Source organism: Streptococcus mitis (assembly GCF_002860865.1).
In the GTDB taxonomy this organism is placed as follows: domain Bacteria; phylum Bacillota; class Bacilli; order Lactobacillales; family Streptococcaceae; genus Streptococcus; species Streptococcus mitis_AT.
This window is the reverse complement of sequence record NZ_PKIE01000001.1, coordinates 195047-212096: the sequence shown is the minus strand read 5'-3', so window position 1 is coordinate 212096 and position 17050 is coordinate 195047. Positions and strand designations below refer to the sequence as shown.

The following is a 17050-nucleotide window of genomic DNA, read 5'->3' as shown; positions in this document are numbered from 1 at the left end:
CCTTATGATAAATCTTTTTTCAACAATTGATAAAAATCTGCTAGAGATTTCAATTCCTTTGAAGCCTTCATCTTGGCTTGATAGTCTTCCTTGTGACTTAGTAAGTGAGAAAGCTTCTCTTCCAAACTATCCAAGGTCAAATCGCTTTCTTGAAGCTCTTCTGCATAGCCTTTTTTTACAAAGTAAGCTGCATTTTCAATCTGGTCACCACGACTAGCTTCACGACCAAGCGGCACAATAACATGCAATTTTGCCATGGCCAAGAGCTCAAAAATCGTATTGGCACCACCTCGTGTCACAACAATGTCAGCCAATTCCATCAAGGGTTGATAGAGATTGGTCACATAGTCAACACGAAAAAGATTTTGGCTCAACTCATTCAGGCTAGAATCTCCAGTTAGATTGATAATATTGTAGCGTTCTGTCAGTTCTTTCTTATGGTCTGTCACCAATTGGTTAAAGACACGAGCGCCCGCAGAACCGCCAACAAACAATACAGTTGGCAATTTTAGATTAAAGTGGGTTTGAATATCCACCAATTCATCGGGTTCTGGATTTTTTTGATCTGAAACCTTGGTCACTGCTCCCACATGCTCAACCTTAGACAAACTTGAAGCTTGTTCAAAGGTTGAATACATCTTAGTCGCAAATTTATAGGCGATTTTATTTGCCAAGCCCATAGATAGGTCAGATTCGTGAATAAAGACAGGCACTCCTGACACACGCGCAGCGATAACAGGCGGTACTGAGACAAAGCCTCCCTTTGAAAAAAGGGCCTGTGGACGAAGTCGCAACATGATAAATAGCGATTGGACAATTCCCCAGCCAACTTTGAAGACGTCCAGCATATTTTGCCAAGAAAAATAACGACGCAACTTCCCAGTCGCAATAGAATGGAAAGTAACATCCAAACCTGACTTGAGGATTTCTTGGTGTTCGATCCCATGCTTGTCACCGATATAGTGGACTTCCCATCCATCTTCGATGAACTTGGGTATTAACAAAAGATTAAGGGTCACGTGTCCAACCGTCCCCCCACCTGTAAAGACAATTTTTTTCATATTATTCCTTTAACTCCGCTACTGTGTCGATAAAGAGGTCGCCACGTACTTCAAAGTTAGCATACATATCCCAGCTAGCATTGGCAGGACTGAGAAGGACTACATCTCCTTGAGTCGCAAGTTCATAGGCCTTGCGGGTCGCATCTGCAATATCAGTCGCATCCACATAAGCTACACCAGCCTTATCCGCTGCCCGTTTGACACGTTCTGCAGACTGACCAAGGATGACCATCTTCTTGAGTCCAGTAATATCTGGAATCAATTCGTCAAACTCATTGCCACGGTCCAAACCACCTGCAATCAAGACCACCTTGCTGTTGTCAAATCCTGACAAGGCTTTTTGAGTAGCCAAGATATTGGTTGACTTGCTATCATTATAGAACTTAACACCCTTGATTTCATCCACAAATTGGAGACGGTGTTTGACACCACCAAAGGCTGAAAGAGTTTCCTTGATGGTTTGGTTATCCACACCACGAAGTTTAGCTACTGCAATAGTCGCCAGGGCATTTTCCACATTGTGGCTACCTGGAACCCCGATTTCACTCGCTGCCATGACCACTTCCCCACGGAAGTAGAGTTGACCATCTTCCAGATAAGCTCCATCAACCTTTTCCTGTGTTGATAATGGTACAACTGTAGCTTGTGTTTTTCTTGCCAATTCTTTTGCCAAGTCTTGATTAAAGTTCAAGACAAGGAAATCAGCCGCTGTCATCTTGTTCTGGATATTCCACTTGGCTGCTACATATTCCTCAAATGACCCATGGTAGTCGATATGAGTTGGCATGAGGTTGGTAATAACCGCAATCTCTGGATGGAATTCTTGAACACCCATCAGTTGGAAAGAAGAAAGTTCCATAACAAGAGTGTCCTTGTCTGATACAGTTTGGGCCACTTGACTAGCTGGATAGCCGATATTTCCTGATAAGAGACCATGTTGACCAGCAGCAGTCAAAACTTCCCCAATCATGGTCGTTGTGGTTGTTTTACCGTTCGAACCTGTGATACCGATAATTGGCGCTTCTGAAATCAAGTAAGCCAATTCCACCTCAGTCAAGACTGGAATTCCCTTGGCCAAAGCCTTTTCAATCATAGGATTACTGTATGGGATACCTGGATTTTTCACCATAAGGGCGAACTCTTCATCCAAGAGTTCCAAAGGATGGCCACCTGTGACAACCTTGATCCCTTCTTCCAGCAAACTTTGGGCAGCTGGATTGTCCTCAAAAGGCTTCCCATCATTTACTGTCACAATGGCACCTAGCTTGTCCAACAAACGAGCTGCAGATTCGCCAGACTTGGCCAAACCTAAAACAAGGACTTTCTTATTTTTAAATTGATCTATTACTTTCATGTCTCGAACTCCATTTCTACTCTTACTATTTTACCATTTTTATGGAAATAATTCTAAACGAAAATGCTCAGATTCAGCATTCTAACAAGCAAAAAGAGAGCCAAAACTCTCTTTTTATCTTCTTTTACTTTTATGGACCGACATGAGGGTAATATCTCGCAAGCTAAAGTATGCTAGGAAGAGCATGGCGATTGCGATAAAGAATTCTGTCGGTAGCTGAAAAATTTGCAGGACAGACAGCATCAGCAAAATCAAAAGTGCTACGAAAGCAAAGACGACAAGAACGATGTTGACTGTCCCTTTAATGCTTTCTGGTGTCGCAAATACATAGAGTAGTAATAAGAGGAGTCCTATGATTAAATAAACCATCTTTATCTCTTTCTAGCTCTTATTCAGCTGATTTTTTCTTCTTGTTAGCTTTCTCACGCTCTGCCTTGTTAAGGATTTGTTTACGCAAACGGATAGACTCAGGCGTTACTTCCATGTACTCATCGTCGTTCAAGAACTCAAGGGACTCTTCAAGTGTCAAGATACGAGGTGTCTTGATAACAGCTGTTTGGTCCTTAGTAGCTGAACGAACGTTGGTCATTTGTTTCGCCTTAGTGATGTTCACTGTCAAGTCGTTTTCACGAGAGTTTTCACCGATGATCATTCCTTCGTAAACTTCAGTACCTGGGTTGACAAAGATCGTACCACGTTCTTCGATAGACATGATAGAGTAAGTTGTAGCCTTACCAGCATCGATAGAAACAAGGGCACCACGGTGACGACCACCAATTTCCCCTGGAATCAATGGCAAGTATTGGTCGAAGGTATGGTTCATGATACCGTAACCACGAGTCATTGACAAGAACTCAGTTGAGTATCCAATCAAACCACGCGCTGGAACAAGGAAGACCAAACGAGTTTGACCATTACCAGTTGAAATCATATCCAACATTTCACCCTTACGTTCAGAAAGGCTTTGGATAACAGAACCTTGGTATTCTTCTGGAGTGTCGATTTGAACACGTTCAAATGGCTCACATTTGACACCATCGATTTCTTTTACGATAACTTCTGGACGAGATACTTGAAGTTCATATCCCTCACGACGCATTGTTTCGATAAGGATTGACAAGTGCAATTCTCCACGTCCTGAAACAGTCCATTTATCTGGTGAATCAGTTGGGTCAACACGAAGGGAAACGTCTGTTTGCAATTCGGCCTGCAAGCGTTCTTCCACCTTACGAGAAGTTACCCATTTACCTTCTTTACCAGCAAATGGTGAGTTGTTGACCAAGAAAGTCATTTGAAGAGTTGGCTCATCGATGTGTAGGATTGGAAGAGCTTCAACTGCATCTGTAGGAGTGATGGTTTCACCGACAAAGATATCTTCCATACCTGAAACGGCAATCAAGTCACCTGCTTTTGCTTCTTGGATTTCACGACGTTCCAAACCAAAGAAACCGAATAGTTTTGTAACACGGAAGTTTTTAGTGGTGCCGTCAAGTTTAGAAAGGGTAACTTGGTCCCCAACCTTAACAGTACCACGGAAGACACGACCGATACCGATACGTCCAACGAAGTCGTTGTAGTCCAAAAGTGACACTTGGAACTGTAAAGGCTCATCTGAGTTATCTACTGGAGCTGGGATATGGTCAATAATCGTGTCAAAGATTGGTGCCATAGTCGCTTCTTGGTCAGCTGGATCATCTGACAATGAAGAAGTTCCGTTGATCGCAGAAGCATACACCACTGGGAAATCAAGCTGGTCGTCATCTGCACCAAGTTCGATGAAGAGTTCCAAGACTTCGTCCACTACTTCTGCTGGACGAGCTGATGGCTTATCGATTTTGTTAACAACCACGATTGGGACAAGGTCTTGTTCCAAGGCTTTTTTCAATACGAAACGAGTCTGTGGCATTGTTCCTTCGTAAGCATCTACGACCAAGACAACACCGTCAACCATTTTCATGATACGCTCAACTTCTCCACCGAAGTCCGCGTGTCCTGGTGTGTCCATGATGTTGATACGAGTTCCGTTGTAGGCAACGGCTGTATTTTTAGCAAGGATGGTAATTCCACGCTCTTTTTCGATATCGTTTGAGTCCATAGCACGCTCAGCCAATTCAGTACGTGCATCAAGCGTTTCTGATTGTTTCAATAATTCGTCAACGAGGGTTGTTTTACCGTGGTCAACGTGGGCGATAATCGCAATGTTACGGATATCTTCTCTTAATTTTGTCATGATTTCCTCTATAATATTCAAAATTTATTTTCTAACTGAACGATTATACCATAATTTCAGGTAAATAACATAATTCAAGCAAGTGTAAATGTTTTCACTCTTCTTTTCTTTTCACGTCAAGCCTTTTCAAAGCAAGCGACTTATGATAAGATAGGCACAGTATGCGTTTAGATAATTTATTAGCCCAAGAAAAAATCAGCAGAAAGGCCATGAAACAAGCCTTACTTAAAGGGAAAATTCTAGTCGATGGTTGCCCAGCCCACTGCCTAGCCCAGAATATCGATACAGGACTACAGGAACTCCTTTTTCAGGACCAAATCATTCGAGGCTATGAACACACCTATCTTATGCTTCATAAACCTGCTGGTGTCGTTACAGCCAACAAAGACAAGGAACTTCCAACTGTCATGGACCTGCTGTTACCTGACATCCAGTCTAACAAGCTCTATGCCGTCGGCCGACTGGACCGAGATACGACTGGACTCCTCCTCTTGACCGATAACGGTCCTTTGGGCTTTCAACTCCTTCATCCTCAGTATCATGTAGATAAAACTTATCAAGTTGAGGTTAATGGACTCCTGACACCTGCTCATATCCAAGCCTTTCAAAAAGGGATTATTTTTTTAGATGGTACTGTCTGTAAACCTGCAAGACTAGAGATTCTATCTGCAAGTCCTTCCCACAGCCAAGCCTCCATCACCATTTCAGAGGGGAAATTTCATCAGGTCAAGAAAATGTTCCTCTCGGTTGGTGTTAAGGTAACCTCCCTTAAACGTACCCATTTTGGTCCTTGGAGCTTGGATGACAATCTTCAAGAGGGAGACTATCGCCCCCTAAACTCCCAAGAATTAGCAAGCATTCGTGAATTTCTCAGAAAAAGTGGTTAAAAAATGAGCTCGGAAATATCCAAGCTCGTTTTCTTATTTCTCAACTTTGACTTTCCCTTTCCAAGAATCCAAACCATAAGAAAGGATATAAATCTCAGAAAAACCTTGTTTTTTCAAGTAAAGGGCTGCATTTGTAACCCGTTGCGCACGTTGATTTTCGTAAAGAAGGACAGGTTTATCCTTACGTAGGGCTACAAGACTAGTCTTCAACTGACTTGAAGGAATATTGCGGGCCCCAAGGATATGTTTTCTGTGGAACTCTGCTGGGTCGCGCAAATCAATCAATTGACCCGTACGAATCAAGGCTTCAAATTCCTCATTATCCACAATTTTAGCCGCACGACGAATACGAAGATAGTTAAAGCCCATCCACGCCAACATTGCTAGTATAAGTGCCCACAAAATCCAAGTAACCATTAGTTCATTTCTCCATTTTTCTCAATATAATCCAATTCTACCTTGTGCTCTCTGCGAAGAACCGCTTCTGCTTCTAGATAGTCTAATTTGTCCATCAACCCTGCATCGTAAATCCGTGAGAGCTCCAACTTCATCAGTTCAATATCATATAAGCGTTTTCCCATGTAAACAATAATACCAAATTGTTTGAGGAACTGCTGCACATCATAGAATGTTTTCATAAGACTCATTTTAGCAAAATTTTGTGTTTTTTTCAAGAAGAGACTCACACAATGCTCCTGATTTTCCTATCTTCTTTGGCGATTCTGACGCAAGTGTGGTACAATAAAAACATGAGAATTCAACAATTACATTATATTATCAAAATCGTCGAAACAGGCTCCATGAATGAGGCAGCCAAGCAACTCTTTATCACCCAACCCAGTCTTTCTAATGCTGTGAGAGATTTGGAAAATGAAATGGGCATTGAGATCTTTATCCGCAATCCCAAGGGTATCACCTTGACCCGTGATGGCATGGAGTTTCTCTCCTATGCCCGTCAGGTTGTCGAGCAGACCCAGCTTCTGGAGGAACGCTATAAAAATCCTGTCGCCCACCGCGAACTCTTTAGCGTTTCGTCTCAACACTATGCCTTTGTAGTCAATGCCTTTGTCTCTCTGCTCAAGAAAAGTGATATGGAGAAATACGAGCTCTTCCTTCGTGAAACTCGGACTTGGGAGATTATCGACGACGTCAAGAACTTCCGTAGTGAGGTCGGTGTCCTATTTTTAAACAGCTACAACCGTGATGTTTTAACCAAGATGCTGGATGACAATCACCTGCTGGCTCACCATCTCTTCACGGCGCAACCGCATATCTTTGTCAGCAAGACCAACCCTCTAGCAAAGAAAGATAAGGTGAAACTATCTGATTTGGAAAACTTCCCTTATCTCAGTTATGACCAAGGGACACACAACTCCTTCTACTTTTCAGAGGAAATCCTTTCCCAAGAGCACCACAAGAAATCCATTGTGGTTAGTGACCGTGCTACCCTTTTTAATCTCTTGATTGGTTTGGATGGTTACACCATTGCGACAGGGATTTTGAACAGTAATCTTAACGGAGACAACATCGTTTCCATCCCATTGGATATTGACGACCCAATTGAGCTGGTCTATATCCAGCATGAGAAAACCAGCCTATCTAAGATGGGCGAACGCTTTATCGACTATCTCCTAGAAGAAGTCCAGTTTGATAGTTGAGAAATGATAAGAACCAATATGTAGGCTAGCAACAACCTGCACATTGGTTCTTTTTACTTATAATTAAAAGTCTCCCCTGCCAACTTATCAGCTAGCTTGGGAAAGAGACTATAAAACTTATGGGCTAGGTTCAACAACATCGGTAGATTGAGTTCTCGTTTGTTTTTTCCTATAATCTTGACAATCTTTTGCGCGACAGCATCTGGTTCTAGCAGGAAACGTTCAACCGATTTGAGATAGGTGCCATCTGGGTCGGCTTGGTCGAAAAATCCTGTACGGATTGGTCCTGGATTGACCGTCGTTACATAAACACCATGAGGCATGAGTTCGAGACGCAGAGCATTTGAAAAACCAATGGCCGCAAACTTGGTCGCTGAGTAAAGACTTGACTTGCCAGTAGCAATCAAACCTGCCATACTGACGATATTGATGATATGACCTTTTCGACTGTCCTTCATACGGGCCGCAAGGCGTCGAGATAGATTCATCAGGGCAAAGGTATTGACCTCAAACATCTGGTGAATATCTTGGTCGGAAATCTGGTCAAATTCTTCAAAAATCCCGTAACCAGCATTGTTAATTAAGACATCAATCTTGCCATAGCGGAGATAGAGGTCTGTTACCAGAGTTTCTAAGGCTGAGTCATCGGTAATATCGATTTCAATCAATTCTGCATGGGGATGGTTTCCGTAGAGTTGGACTAATTTTTCCTTATTTCTACCAAGCAAGATGAGTTGGTCATTTGGCAAGAGTTTGACCATTTCTTGGGCTAAACCACCGCTAGCTCCTGTAATGAGAATAGTAGGCATATTTATCCTTTCTCAATCATTTAGATTTCCACTTCTTCCAAGTCTTTGACCACATGGACATTTTCAAAAACACTAGCAGCATCTTTCTTGAGCTTGCTGATATCTTTTGAGAGGAAACGAGCACTGATGTGGTTGAGTAAGAGGCGTTTGGCACCTGCTTCTACTGCAACCTGTGCTGCCTGTATATTAGTTGAGTGGCCGTGATTACGAGCAATTTTTTCATCGCCCTTGCCATAAGTGGATTCATGGACAAGGACATCAGCATTGACAGCCAGACGCACACTGGCATTGGTTTTGCGGGTGTCACCCAGAATGGTGATAATCTTACCTGGACGGGGAGCTGAGATATAGTCTGCTGCCTTGATCTCAGTACCGTCTTCGAGAACTACATCCTGGCCGTTTTTGATTTTCCCAAAAAGTGGGCCAAATGGGACACCAGCAGCCTTGAGCTTTTCAGCATCCAGCGTTCCTTCCAAGTCCTTTTGCATGACACGATAGCCAACACAGAAAATAGTGTGGTCCAGCTCTTCTGCATAGACAATGAATTTATCGGTCTCAAGGATTTTTCCTAGAGAATCTTGGTCAAATTCATGGAAATGAATCTTATAGGGCAGGCGTGAACCTGACACACGAAGGCTGGTTAAGACAAAGGACTTGATTCCTTGAGGTCCATAGATTTCCAAATCTGTCTGCTCTTCATTGGCCTGAAAAGCACGGCTAGAAAGGAAACCAGGCAAGCCAAAAATGTGGTCTCCATGCAGATGGGTGATAAAGATTTTGCTGACCTTACGTGGTCGAATCGTGGTTTCAAGAATACGATTTTGCGTACCTTCTCCACAGTCAAAGAGCCAAACTTCGTTAATCTCGTCCAAGAGTTTCAGGGCGAGACTGGAAACGTTGCGGGCTTTAGAGGGCTGACCTGCCCCCGTTCCTAAAAATTGAATATCCATTCGATACTTTCTAATTAATCAAAATATAACATGGCTGTGCGGTTTTCCGATCGGAAATATCGCTTGCCAGTAAAAGCTCTAGCTTCTTGCAATAACTCCTCTTGACTGTAGCCTTTGAGACGTTTACGACCATCAGCCAAGCTTTCCAAATCAGTCAAAGCTGTGAGACTCTCCATGCTAACAACTTCCTCATCTCCAACAGCCTTCATGTAAATCTTTCCAGACTTCTCAAAGACCAGTTGATGGGGGAAAATTTGCGCAACCTCAAAGAGCAAGTCATCCGAGATTACCTCTTTATTTTCAGAAAAAATTCGACCAAGACCCTCACTCTCATAGCAGAAACCAAAGGATTTGCCAGATAGGTTCAGACGGATAAAAGGCTTATTTTCTATGGTAAAACTTGGCTCAGTATTGTAAAGATTCAGTTCCTGACTGACTTCCGCAAAATAATCCGTCGCAGCCTCAGGACTTTTTTTCTGGTAGAGTTCTGCAAAGTAGGCATTGACCACACTTGGCGGAGGGGTAATGAGGGCTAGTTGCTCCTGCTCTGTTTTACCAGCTAGGAGCTGATCCAGATAGACCTTATCCAGACTTGTATAACCTCCATACTTTAGAGCTAAAGTTTTAATATCAGTCATAAAATTCTTCTAACCTCCATTTATTTTTCTCAGAAATGTAGCCTGTAACGACTTCACCGTCATCCTGATAATCGCGTTCTTCAAGAATCGCTACACTTTCCAAAACATGAATCTTGTAGGATTTTGAAAAAGGCACGCGTAGGGTAAATCTCTCAAAAATCTCCTTAATTTTCTCTAAAAACAAAGACTGCAAATTCTCACGACTATCCTCAGACTTGGCAGAAATGAGGGCATAAGGAGTTTGGGTCGGCGTAAAATCTTCGACCAAATCCGCTTTATTATACAGGGTCAGGCGAGGAATATCCTCCATGTCCAAGTCTTTCATGATGGAAAGAACTGTTTTCTCATGTTCCTCGTGGTAAGGATTGCTGGCATCAATGACATGAACCAGAAGGTCCACATTCTTGCTTTCTTCCAAGGTTGATTTGAAACTAGACACCAACTCTGTCGGCAAATCTTGGATAAAGCCCACGGTATCAGTCAAGGTCACCTGAAGATTGCCTCCCAGATGGATACTCTTAGTCGTCGCATCCAGAGTCGCAAAGAGCTCATCAGCCTCATACTGGATCTTACTGGTCAAGGTGTTCATAATAGTTGACTTCCCAGCATTGGTATAACCAATCAAACCAATCTTAAAGGTACTGGACTCCAGACGTTTTTCTCTGACTGTGGCCCGATTTTTCTCAACCACCTTGAGCTGGCGCTCAATATCCGTGATTTGATTGCGAACACTACGACGGTTCAGCTCCAGCTGGCTCTCACCTGGTCCACGGGAACCAATTCCCCCAGCCTGACGGCTGAGCATAATCCCCTGACCAACCAAGCGAGGCAAGAGATATTTGAGCTGGGCTAGGTGAACTTGGAGCTTCCCTTCATGGCTTCGAGCTCGCATGGCAAAGATATCCAAAATCAACTGCATACGGTCAATGACCTTAACACCCAGAATTTCTTCTAGATTGACATTTTGCCTTGGGGTCAGACGGTTGTTGACGATGACAGTGGTAATTTCTTCTGCATCCACCATGAGAGCAATTTCTTCTAACTTACCAGAGCCGACAAAGGTCTTGGAGTCATACTTTTCACGTTTTTGTCTGTAGCTATCGACAACAACTGCCCCAGCTGTCTTGGCTAAACTGGCCAATTCTTCCATGGAGAGGTCAAAATTGTCCATGCCCTGCAATTCCACGCCAATGAGCAGAATCCGTTCCTCTTTTTTCTCCGTTTCAATCATCTAAAAACTCCTCTATCTGGCTTAAAATGCGGTCTTTTACACCAGTTTCTCCAATCTGATAAAAGGTGACCTGCATGCGATTACGGAACCAGGTCAGCTGACGCTTGGCAAAACGACGAGTAGCCTGTTTGAGACTCTCACTGGCTTCTTCCAAGGTCTGCTCTCCACGGAAATAAGGAAAGAGTTCCTTGTAACCAATCCCTTTAGCCGCCTGCACATCTGGATAATGGTCAAAAAGCCACTTGGCTTCATCCAAAAGCCCAGCCTCAAACATCAAATCCACTCGGCGATTGATACGCTCATAAAGCTGACTGCGCTCATCGTCCAAGCAGATAATCAGCGGTTCATACAATGTCTCTTGATTTTCCAAATCCTGACCAAAATGGGCGATTTCCAAGGCACGCATAGCACGACGACGATTAAACTGGGGAATCTCAAGGCCAGCTTGCTCCACCAAATGAGCTAATTCCTCATCTGTATAGGGTTCTAAACTAGCTCGATAGTCCAAAATCTCCTCATGGGGAGTCTCTCCACCCAGATGGTAGCCTTCTAACAAGCTCTGGATATAAAGCCCAGTTCCACCAGCGATAATGGCAAGCTTACCACGGCTGTGAATATCCTCAATAGCCATCTTAGCTTCTGAAACAAAATCAAAAGCCGAGTAAGACTCGGTTACCTCTCTAACATCAATCAAATGATGAGGAACAGCTGCCTGCTCTTCTGGACTAGCCTTAGCCGTCCCAATATCAAGTCCTCGATAGACTTGCTGGCTATCTCCACTAACCACTTCGCCATTAAAACGCTTGGCCACTTCAATGGCAAGGGCTGTTTTTCCAACAGCAGTCGGTCCAACAATCACAATTATTTTTGTTTTCATCTTTTTTCCTTGAAAAATTCCCATTTTTTCGTTACTATTATTATAACACAAAAAGGTCAGTCAGAAAAATGTGACCTCTTGAGGAGGCTGGCTGATTGAGAATATAAAGGAGGAAGACTCATGGCTAAAGGATTCGCTAAAGGTCTTGTAACAGGTGTCGCAGGAACTGTCGCTGCACTTGCAGGTGCAGTATACGCATTTAAAAAGAAAGTGATTGAACCAGAGGAGCAAAAAGCAGCTTTCATCGAAGAAAACCGTAAAAAAGCAGCTCGTCGCCGCGTATCACGTTAGGAAATAAAAGAAGTTGGGATTCATTATCTCAACTTCTTTTTTTCTATTCTTTTAAATAGCTAAATCAAACTTCAACTGTGGTTTGACAGGGTCATAATCCACCAACTCAAAATCTTCTGCTTTGATATCAAAGAAATTAGTTCCATCAGGAACATTCAAAACCAAACGTGGTTGGCAATTTGACGGCTCGCGACGAAGCAATTCCTGAGCTTGTTCAAATTGATTGTCATAGATATGGAGGTTGTTGATAAAGTAGAAGAACTTTCCAACCTTCCAGCCGAAATGCTTGGCAATCATCATTTGAAGAGCTACGTACTGCATAGCATTGATGTGGTGGGCCACCAGCATGTCATTCGAACGCTGAGTCAAGGTCGCATCCAGATAGATTTCCCCATCTACACGACGAACATCAAACATGGTCTGAAAGGCGCATGGAAGCAGCCCTTCTGTTTCTTCGAAAGCTTGGTAATCCCAGAGAGAGATAATATTGCGGCGGTTCCAAGGATTTGCTTCCAACTGCTTGAGAAGCTTATTGATGATGTCGTGTTTCTTAACGACAGCCCCGTAACGCTCACCAATGGTCCCTGTATCTCCCACTTCCCAGTCATTCCAGTAGTGAACATTGTACTTGTCATTAAGCACGTCTAGGCTATTTGACTGGTCTTGGTAAATCCAGAGCACTTCCTTGATGGCGGATTTGATAGCTATAGGACGCAAGGTTGTGATGGGGAATTCCCCCTTGGCCAAGTCATACTCTGCAAAGGCACCCGTTACGTACTTAGAATTGGCAACTGTCCCATCCTTGTACTTAGGACGAGCCTGCTCAGAAAAGACACCGTCTTTGAGGATTCGTTCAATATTCTCTTTAAAAATCGTATCTGCTTTTGTCATTTACTCTCACCTCATTTATTGTCCTAACTAGTATAGCATAAAAAAAGAAAGGAGGAAAATCACTCGCTTATGGAAAGCAATTTTCTCCTTTTTTATTTTACTGCAATACAAGTGATGCTGCTCCGATAACTCCAGCGTCATTTCCTAGAGTTGCAAGAGCCAATTTAGTGGATGTGCGTACTTGTGGGAAGCTATTTTCGTCGTAGACTTTTTGAACACCTTGTAGAAGGAATTCTCCCGCAGCTGATACACCACCACCGATAACGATTGTTGATGGGTTGAGGATTGAACCGATGTTGGCACAAGCGATTCCCAAGTAGCGTGAGAAGTTACGGTAAACGATCAAAGCAAGGTCGTCTCCTTCTTTTGCGAGATCAAAGACAGTCTTAGCAGTTACTTCTTCTCCGTTATCAATCAAGCGTTTCAAGGCTGCATCGCCTTCATATGCATCGGCATAGCGACGAGTCAAGTTAACAATCCCTGTTGCTGAAGCAACTGTCTCAAGGCAACCTTTCTTACCACAAGTACATACGATTGGTTGATCAAAGTCAACAGTGATATGGCCAAGCTCACCTGCTGCACCAGCAACACCGTGAAGCAATTTGCCTTCTGCGACGATACCGCCACCAACACCAGTACCAAGTGTCATAAAGACAACGTCTGGTTGGTTATCACCAGCACCCATCCAACGTTCACCAAGAGCTGCCACATTGGCATCATTATCGATGAAGAATGGAATGCCCAAGGCTTTTTCAATTTTTTCTTTAATCGGTTGAAGGGTTTTCCAGTTGAGGTTGTAAGCACCAATAACAGTTCCCTTTTCACGGTCAACCACACCTGGTGATCCCATCCCAATTCCTTGGAAGTCTGCTGCTGCCAATCCAAGCAAGTCCAAACGATGTTGAATAGACTCAATCATATCATCTACGATATGACTTCCCTCATCCAAAATGTTGGTCTTGATAGACCATTTTTCTTGGATTTCTCCTGCTGTTGTCAAGATTGCAAATTTGATAGAAGTTCCACCAAGGTCAATCCCAATAATCTTTTGACTCATCATATTCTCCTTTTACTTTGTGAATTAATTGAAAATGCTTACAGTACTAGTATAACAAATTTTAGTTGCTTATGCAAAGGTTTGCATTAACTTTCTGGATTTTATCCTGACTTATGGTTTCCAGAGACCTGAAGCATCTACATAATAACGGCCTCCATCAACTCGCTCATTTTTAGCCATTTTACCATCTGATTTCAAATAGTAATTTCCTTGCCATGTACTGTAAGCATAAGATCCATCTGATTTCAAGTAATACCAAGCCTGATAAGAATCATCATAAATCCATTCGCTCTGGGCCATTTTTCCGTCTGCTTTCAGATAATAGCTTCCCTGCCAAGCATTTTTCACTGAATTTCCATTTTCATCAAAGTAATACCAAGCACCGTCCTGCTTAACCCAACCACTTGTTATTGCTGAACTTGTATCAGTTTGAGCCACAGTTGCTTGTTTTGATTTAAAGGCGCCCTTAGGGGCATTTTTCAATTCGCAAGCCACACCATCATGATCGCGGTCTAACTTGGCAGAATAACCAGAGTCTCCCTCATGAAGATCTGAATAGCCATTAGCCCAAGCTTCCTTACAGCTAGAAAAATGGATGTTTTCTTCTGCTAAAACTGGTTGTGAAAACAAAGCTAAAACTGACAACGTCGCCAAACTCATTTTAAAAAATAGACGTTTGTTCATTACTTTCTCCTATAGGAATGTTATCGATTTTAATATTATTTTATCAAACTTATTTCAGCAATTCAAGGAAACTTCTGGTATTTTCTACAAACTCCTTTGGTTTTTCCTTATTCAAGACATGAGGGCCATCTGGGATAATCTGAAATTGGGATTCTGATATTAGTTTATGAAGACTTCTCATAGAACTAAGATTCGGTTTATCTTTGCTGCCACAAATTAGTAAGGTTGGATAGGGGCAAATCCCTGCTATATCCGTTAAATCAAGTGTCTTCAATTCCTCAGAAACTCCGACCATAAGAGTCTTATCTGCTCCCTGTTTTTCAAATACCCTTTTAGGAAGTAGTTTAAAAATCAGCAACTGAAGATAAAATAGGATATTCCCTGCTAATTTAAGCGGGCATCCTGATAGAACCAAAGCTCGGAGATTTGGTAAATCGTAACTGGAAAATTCTAGTGCCAGGGCAGCACCTAAGGACAATCCAATCAAAACAAAAGGTTCTGTCTCTTGAGCTAGGTGTTGATAAACTCGCTCCTTGGCTTTTTGATAGCTGCTAACTCCAGAAGGAAATAACTCGATAGCCTCAGAAGGATAATCTGTCAGTAGATTCCGAACTTCTTTCCAACTCTCTGCTGACTGCCCTAAACCGTGTAAAAATACCAGTTTCATCTAGTTCTCCTCTAGGCTTAATTCATACAAGCCTCTCACTGCATTACAGCCGTAAATAGCTTCTGCTTGGACTAAGTCTGCCAAGGTCAAGACTTTCTCTTCTACCTGTCCTGTTTCCAGCAAATGCTGACGATAAATTCCTGGCAAGATTCCAAGTCGGATAGGCGGTGTGTAGAGTTTCCCATCGATTTTCAGAACTAAATTTCCGATAGAGGTTTCAAGAAATTCTCCAGACTTATTGTGGTAAATAATCTCTTGCTCCCCTAGATTCAAATGCGGTCGGTGAGTCGTTTTGAAGTAGGTAAAGGCTTGTTGCAAATTGGATTCCTGCAGACAAAGTTTGGCCTGGCAGAAATGCGAACTAAGGGGGTTTAGGATTTGACGACTGAGTTCTATCTCTCCAGACTTGCTAAGGCTGATTCGCAAGCGGTAATCTTGATTAGCATCACAAGCCTGACACTCTTCCTCTATCTTTTGTTTCAAGTTTTCTGAATCAAATGGAAAGGCAAAATACCGACTAGCTTTTCTCAGTCTTTCTATATGTTGATTCTCAAACAGCAAGCACTTCTGGCTGATTTCCCCTGTAGTAATCAGTTGGAAACGATCTTGTTTACGATAGAGAACAGCTGCCTTTTGATGAACCTCGCGGTATTCAGATTCCCATGTGCTATCCCATGTAATGCCTCCGCCTACTCCATAGATAGCTTGCCCCTTGTAGAGTTGAATGGTCCGAATAGCAACATTAAAAATCCGTCGTCCATTTGGAAGTAAAATACCAATCGTTCCACAGTAGACTCCACGCGGTTGTGGTTCCAAGTCCTTTATAATCTCCATTGTTGCAATTTTCGGTGCGCCCGTTATGGAACCACAAGGAAAGAGTGAGCGGAAGATTTCAATAAGGTCAACATCCTCTCGCAACCGACTCTTGATAGTCGAAGTCATCTGCCAAACCGTTGAATACTGTTCTACTTGGCAAAGACTCTCCACGTGCTCACTCCCCACCTCAGAAATACGGTTCATATCATTGCGCAAGAGGTCCACAATCATCATATTTTCAGAGCGATTTTTGGGGTCCTGTTCCAACCAACTGGCCTGCTCCAAGTCTTCTTGGTCAGTCATGCCACGCTGAGTCGTTCCCTTCATTGGTCGCGTCGTCAATTCACGGTCATTTTGCTCAAAAAAGAGTTCTGGACTCATGGAAATCACTGCCATCTCATCGTGTTCCACATAGGCATTATAGCCTGCCTCCTGCTCTACCACCATGCGATTGTAGATGGCAAACGGATTAGCACTTAAATCTTGCTTGAGTTGGACGGTATAGTTGACCTGATAGGTATCTCCCTGCCGCAAATGATGGTGAATCTGAGCAATCGCCTTTTCATAATCCTCTGCAGACGTTACTTCCTGCCAATTTAAAGGCAAATCAACCTCATCATAAGTCAGAGGAATAGGGGAAGTTTCTACGCTATCATGAACGGTAAAAAATAGCAGGTACTCGCCCAGTAGAGGAGCCTTGTGAACTGCTAATTTCTCCTCAAAAGCAGGTGCAGCCTCGTAGCTAACATAGCCTACCACATAGTAGCCTTGCTCTTGGTAGCTTTCCACTTGTACCAGCAAATCTGCCACTTCTGCTATATTTCTCGTTTTCAACTCTTTAATCGGCTGGGTAAAGATGTATCTCTCTCCCAAAGCCCTAAAATCAATCACTGTTTTTCTATGCATATCTTAAGTATAGCACAAATTAAGAAAACCCTCATCCGCAAAG

19 protein-coding genes are annotated in these 17050 nt (G+C 42.9%); 3 read left to right on the top strand and 16 right to left on the bottom strand.

What is annotated here, in order from left to right:
- Positions 1-2: 2 nt before the first annotated feature.
- The 4 genes from CYK18_RS01030 to typA form a co-directional block, all read right to left on the bottom strand.
- A complete protein-coding gene (locus tag CYK18_RS01030) occupies positions 3-1061 on the bottom strand; it encodes a UDP-N-acetylglucosamine--N-acetylmuramyl-(pentapeptide) pyrophosphoryl-undecaprenol N-acetylglucosamine transferase (RefSeq protein ID WP_101784594.1) in 1059 nt (352 codons plus the stop codon).
- A 1-nt stretch (position 1062) separates the two neighbouring features.
- The gene (murD, locus tag CYK18_RS01025; RefSeq protein WP_101784592.1) at positions 1063-2415 is read right to left on the bottom strand and encodes a UDP-N-acetylmuramoyl-L-alanine--D-glutamate ligase; all 1353 of its coding nucleotides are present in this window, start codon (positions 2413-2415) and stop codon (positions 1063-1065) included.
- A gap of 114 nt (positions 2416-2529) precedes the next feature.
- A complete protein-coding gene (locus tag CYK18_RS01020; RefSeq protein WP_000262671.1) occupies positions 2530-2784 on the bottom strand; it encodes a DUF3165 family protein in 255 nt (84 codons plus the stop codon).
- A 19-nt stretch (positions 2785-2803) separates the two neighbouring features.
- The gene (gene typA / locus CYK18_RS01015; RefSeq protein WP_000164111.1) at positions 2804-4645 is read right to left on the bottom strand and encodes a translational GTPase TypA; all 1842 of its coding nucleotides are present in this window, start codon (positions 4643-4645) and stop codon (positions 2804-2806) included.
- 161 nt (positions 4646-4806) lie between these two features.
- Between typA and CYK18_RS01010 the strand changes: the two genes are divergently transcribed.
- Positions 4807-5532 (top strand): pseudouridine synthase, encoded by a 726-nt coding sequence (locus CYK18_RS01010; RefSeq protein WP_101784590.1) that lies wholly within the window; start codon positions 4807-4809, stop codon positions 5530-5532.
- Positions 5533-5565: 33 nt separating this feature from the next.
- Here CYK18_RS01010 and CYK18_RS01005 read toward each other — a convergent pair whose 3' ends face one another.
- Positions 5566-5949 carry a rhodanese-like domain-containing protein gene (locus tag CYK18_RS01005; RefSeq protein ID WP_101784588.1) on the bottom strand — a complete coding sequence of 128 codons (384 nt, stop codon included), beginning with the start codon at positions 5947-5949 and terminating at the stop codon, positions 5566-5568.
- Positions 5949-6218, bottom strand: a complete 270-nt coding sequence (locus CYK18_RS01000) for a YqgQ family protein (protein ID WP_180947992.1) — start codon at positions 6216-6218, stop codon at positions 5949-5951. Before CYK18_RS01000 ends, CYK18_RS01005 begins: the two co-directional genes overlap by 1 nt.
- A gap of 63 nt (positions 6219-6281) precedes the next feature.
- Between CYK18_RS01000 and CYK18_RS00995 the strand changes: the two genes are divergently transcribed.
- Entirely contained in the window at positions 6282-7190 is a 909-nt protein-coding gene (locus CYK18_RS00995) for a LysR family transcriptional regulator (RefSeq protein ID WP_001222592.1), read from the top strand.
- 53 nt (positions 7191-7243) lie between these two features.
- On the opposite strand, the gene CYK18_RS00990 is transcribed toward CYK18_RS00995, so the two are convergent.
- The 5 genes from CYK18_RS00990 to miaA are packed head-to-tail and all read right to left on the bottom strand — an operon-like array spanning position 7244 to position 11695.
- Positions 7244-7999, bottom strand: a complete 756-nt coding sequence (locus tag CYK18_RS00990; protein WP_101781335.1) for an SDR family NAD(P)-dependent oxidoreductase — start codon at positions 7997-7999, stop codon at positions 7244-7246.
- A gap of 20 nt (positions 8000-8019) precedes the next feature.
- Positions 8020-8949 carry a ribonuclease Z gene (gene rnz, locus CYK18_RS00985; RefSeq protein WP_101781337.1) on the bottom strand — a complete coding sequence of 310 codons (930 nt, stop codon included), beginning with the start codon at positions 8947-8949 and terminating at the stop codon, positions 8020-8022.
- A gap of 14 nt (positions 8950-8963) precedes the next feature.
- A complete protein-coding gene (locus tag CYK18_RS00980) occupies positions 8964-9587 on the bottom strand; it encodes a cystathionine beta-lyase (protein ID WP_101781339.1) in 624 nt (207 codons plus the stop codon).
- The gene (gene hflX / locus CYK18_RS00975; protein ID WP_101781341.1) at positions 9580-10818 is read right to left on the bottom strand and encodes a GTPase HflX; all 1239 of its coding nucleotides are present in this window, start codon (positions 10816-10818) and stop codon (positions 9580-9582) included. Before hflX ends, CYK18_RS00980 begins: the two co-directional genes overlap by 8 nt.
- Entirely contained in the window at positions 10811-11695 is an 885-nt protein-coding gene (gene miaA / locus CYK18_RS00970; RefSeq protein ID WP_101781343.1) for a tRNA (adenosine(37)-N6)-dimethylallyltransferase MiaA, read from the bottom strand. Before miaA ends, hflX begins: the two co-directional genes overlap by 8 nt.
- 120 nt (positions 11696-11815) lie before the next feature.
- On the opposite strand from miaA, the gene CYK18_RS00965 reads away from it, so the two are divergent.
- A complete protein-coding gene (locus CYK18_RS00965; RefSeq protein ID WP_001051777.1) occupies positions 11816-11986 on the top strand; it encodes a DUF3042 family protein in 171 nt (56 codons plus the stop codon).
- A gap of 51 nt (positions 11987-12037) precedes the next feature.
- Here CYK18_RS00965 and CYK18_RS00960 read toward each other — a convergent pair whose 3' ends face one another.
- From CYK18_RS00960 to pabB, 5 genes are all read right to left on the bottom strand, one after another.
- Positions 12038-12877 (bottom strand): thymidylate synthase, encoded by an 840-nt coding sequence (locus tag CYK18_RS00960; protein WP_101781345.1) that lies wholly within the window; start codon positions 12875-12877, stop codon positions 12038-12040.
- A gap of 97 nt (positions 12878-12974) precedes the next feature.
- Entirely contained in the window at positions 12975-13934 is a 960-nt protein-coding gene (locus CYK18_RS00955; RefSeq protein ID WP_101781347.1) for an ROK family glucokinase, read from the bottom strand.
- Between the two features lie 111 nt (positions 13935-14045).
- Positions 14046-14618: an excalibur calcium-binding domain-containing protein gene (locus CYK18_RS00950; protein ID WP_101781348.1), complete on the bottom strand. Its 573-nt coding sequence runs from the start codon at positions 14616-14618 to the stop codon at positions 14046-14048.
- Between the two features lie 49 nt (positions 14619-14667).
- Positions 14668-15285, bottom strand: a complete 618-nt coding sequence (locus tag CYK18_RS00945) for an alpha/beta fold hydrolase (RefSeq protein WP_101781350.1) — start codon at positions 15283-15285, stop codon at positions 14668-14670.
- Complete coding sequence (gene pabB / locus CYK18_RS00940; RefSeq protein WP_101781352.1) at positions 15286-17007, bottom strand: aminodeoxychorismate synthase component I; 1722 nt, start codon at positions 17005-17007, stop codon at positions 15286-15288.
- Positions 17008-17050 lie beyond the last annotated feature (43 nt).

What these genes read in the sequence shown, in the direction of transcription:
- CYK18_RS01030 (WP_101784594.1), bottom strand. Translation starts at nt 1,061, where the DNA reads ATGAAAAAAATTGTCTTTACAGGTGGGGGGACGGTTGGACACGTGACC.
- murD (WP_101784592.1), bottom strand. Translation starts at nt 2,415, where the DNA reads ATGAAAGTAATAGATCAATTTAAAAATAAGAAAGTCCTTGTTTTAGGT.
- CYK18_RS01020 (WP_000262671.1), bottom strand. Translation starts at nt 2,784, where the DNA reads ATGGTTTATTTAATCATAGGACTCCTCTTATTACTACTCTATGTATTT.
- typA (WP_000164111.1), bottom strand. Translation starts at nt 4,645, where the DNA reads ATGACAAAATTAAGAGAAGATATCCGTAACATTGCGATTATCGCCCAC.
- CYK18_RS01010 (WP_101784590.1), top strand. Translation starts at nt 4,807, where the DNA reads ATGCGTTTAGATAATTTATTAGCCCAAGAAAAAATCAGCAGAAAGGCC.
- CYK18_RS01005 (WP_101784588.1), bottom strand. Translation starts at nt 5,949, where the DNA reads ATGGTTACTTGGATTTTGTGGGCACTTATACTAGCAATGTTGGCGTGG.
- CYK18_RS00995 (WP_001222592.1), top strand. Translation starts at nt 6,282, where the DNA reads ATGAGAATTCAACAATTACATTATATTATCAAAATCGTCGAAACAGGC.
- CYK18_RS00990 (WP_101781335.1), bottom strand. Translation starts at nt 7,999, where the DNA reads ATGCCTACTATTCTCATTACAGGAGCTAGCGGTGGTTTAGCCCAAGAA.
- rnz (WP_101781337.1), bottom strand. Translation starts at nt 8,949, where the DNA reads ATGGATATTCAATTTTTAGGAACGGGGGCAGGTCAGCCCTCTAAAGCC.
- CYK18_RS00980 (WP_101781339.1), bottom strand. Translation starts at nt 9,587, where the DNA reads ATGACTGATATTAAAACTTTAGCTCTAAAGTATGGAGGTTATACAAGT.
- hflX (WP_101781341.1), bottom strand. Translation starts at nt 10,818, where the DNA reads ATGATTGAAACGGAGAAAAAAGAGGAACGGATTCTGCTCATTGGCGTG.
- miaA (WP_101781343.1), bottom strand. Translation starts at nt 11,695, where the DNA reads ATGAAAACAAAAATAATTGTGATTGTTGGACCGACTGCTGTTGGAAAA.
- CYK18_RS00965 (WP_001051777.1), top strand. Translation starts at nt 11,816, where the DNA reads ATGGCTAAAGGATTCGCTAAAGGTCTTGTAACAGGTGTCGCAGGAACT.
- CYK18_RS00960 (WP_101781345.1), bottom strand. Translation starts at nt 12,877, where the DNA reads ATGACAAAAGCAGATACGATTTTTAAAGAGAATATTGAACGAATCCTC.
- CYK18_RS00955 (WP_101781347.1), bottom strand. Translation starts at nt 13,934, where the DNA reads ATGAGTCAAAAGATTATTGGGATTGACCTTGGTGGAACTTCTATCAAA.
- CYK18_RS00950 (WP_101781348.1), bottom strand. Translation starts at nt 14,618, where the DNA reads ATGAACAAACGTCTATTTTTTAAAATGAGTTTGGCGACGTTGTCAGTT.
- CYK18_RS00945 (WP_101781350.1), bottom strand. Translation starts at nt 15,285, where the DNA reads ATGAAACTGGTATTTTTACACGGTTTAGGGCAGTCAGCAGAGAGTTGG.
- pabB (WP_101781352.1), bottom strand. Translation starts at nt 17,007, where the DNA reads ATGCATAGAAAAACAGTGATTGATTTTAGGGCTTTGGGAGAGAGATAC.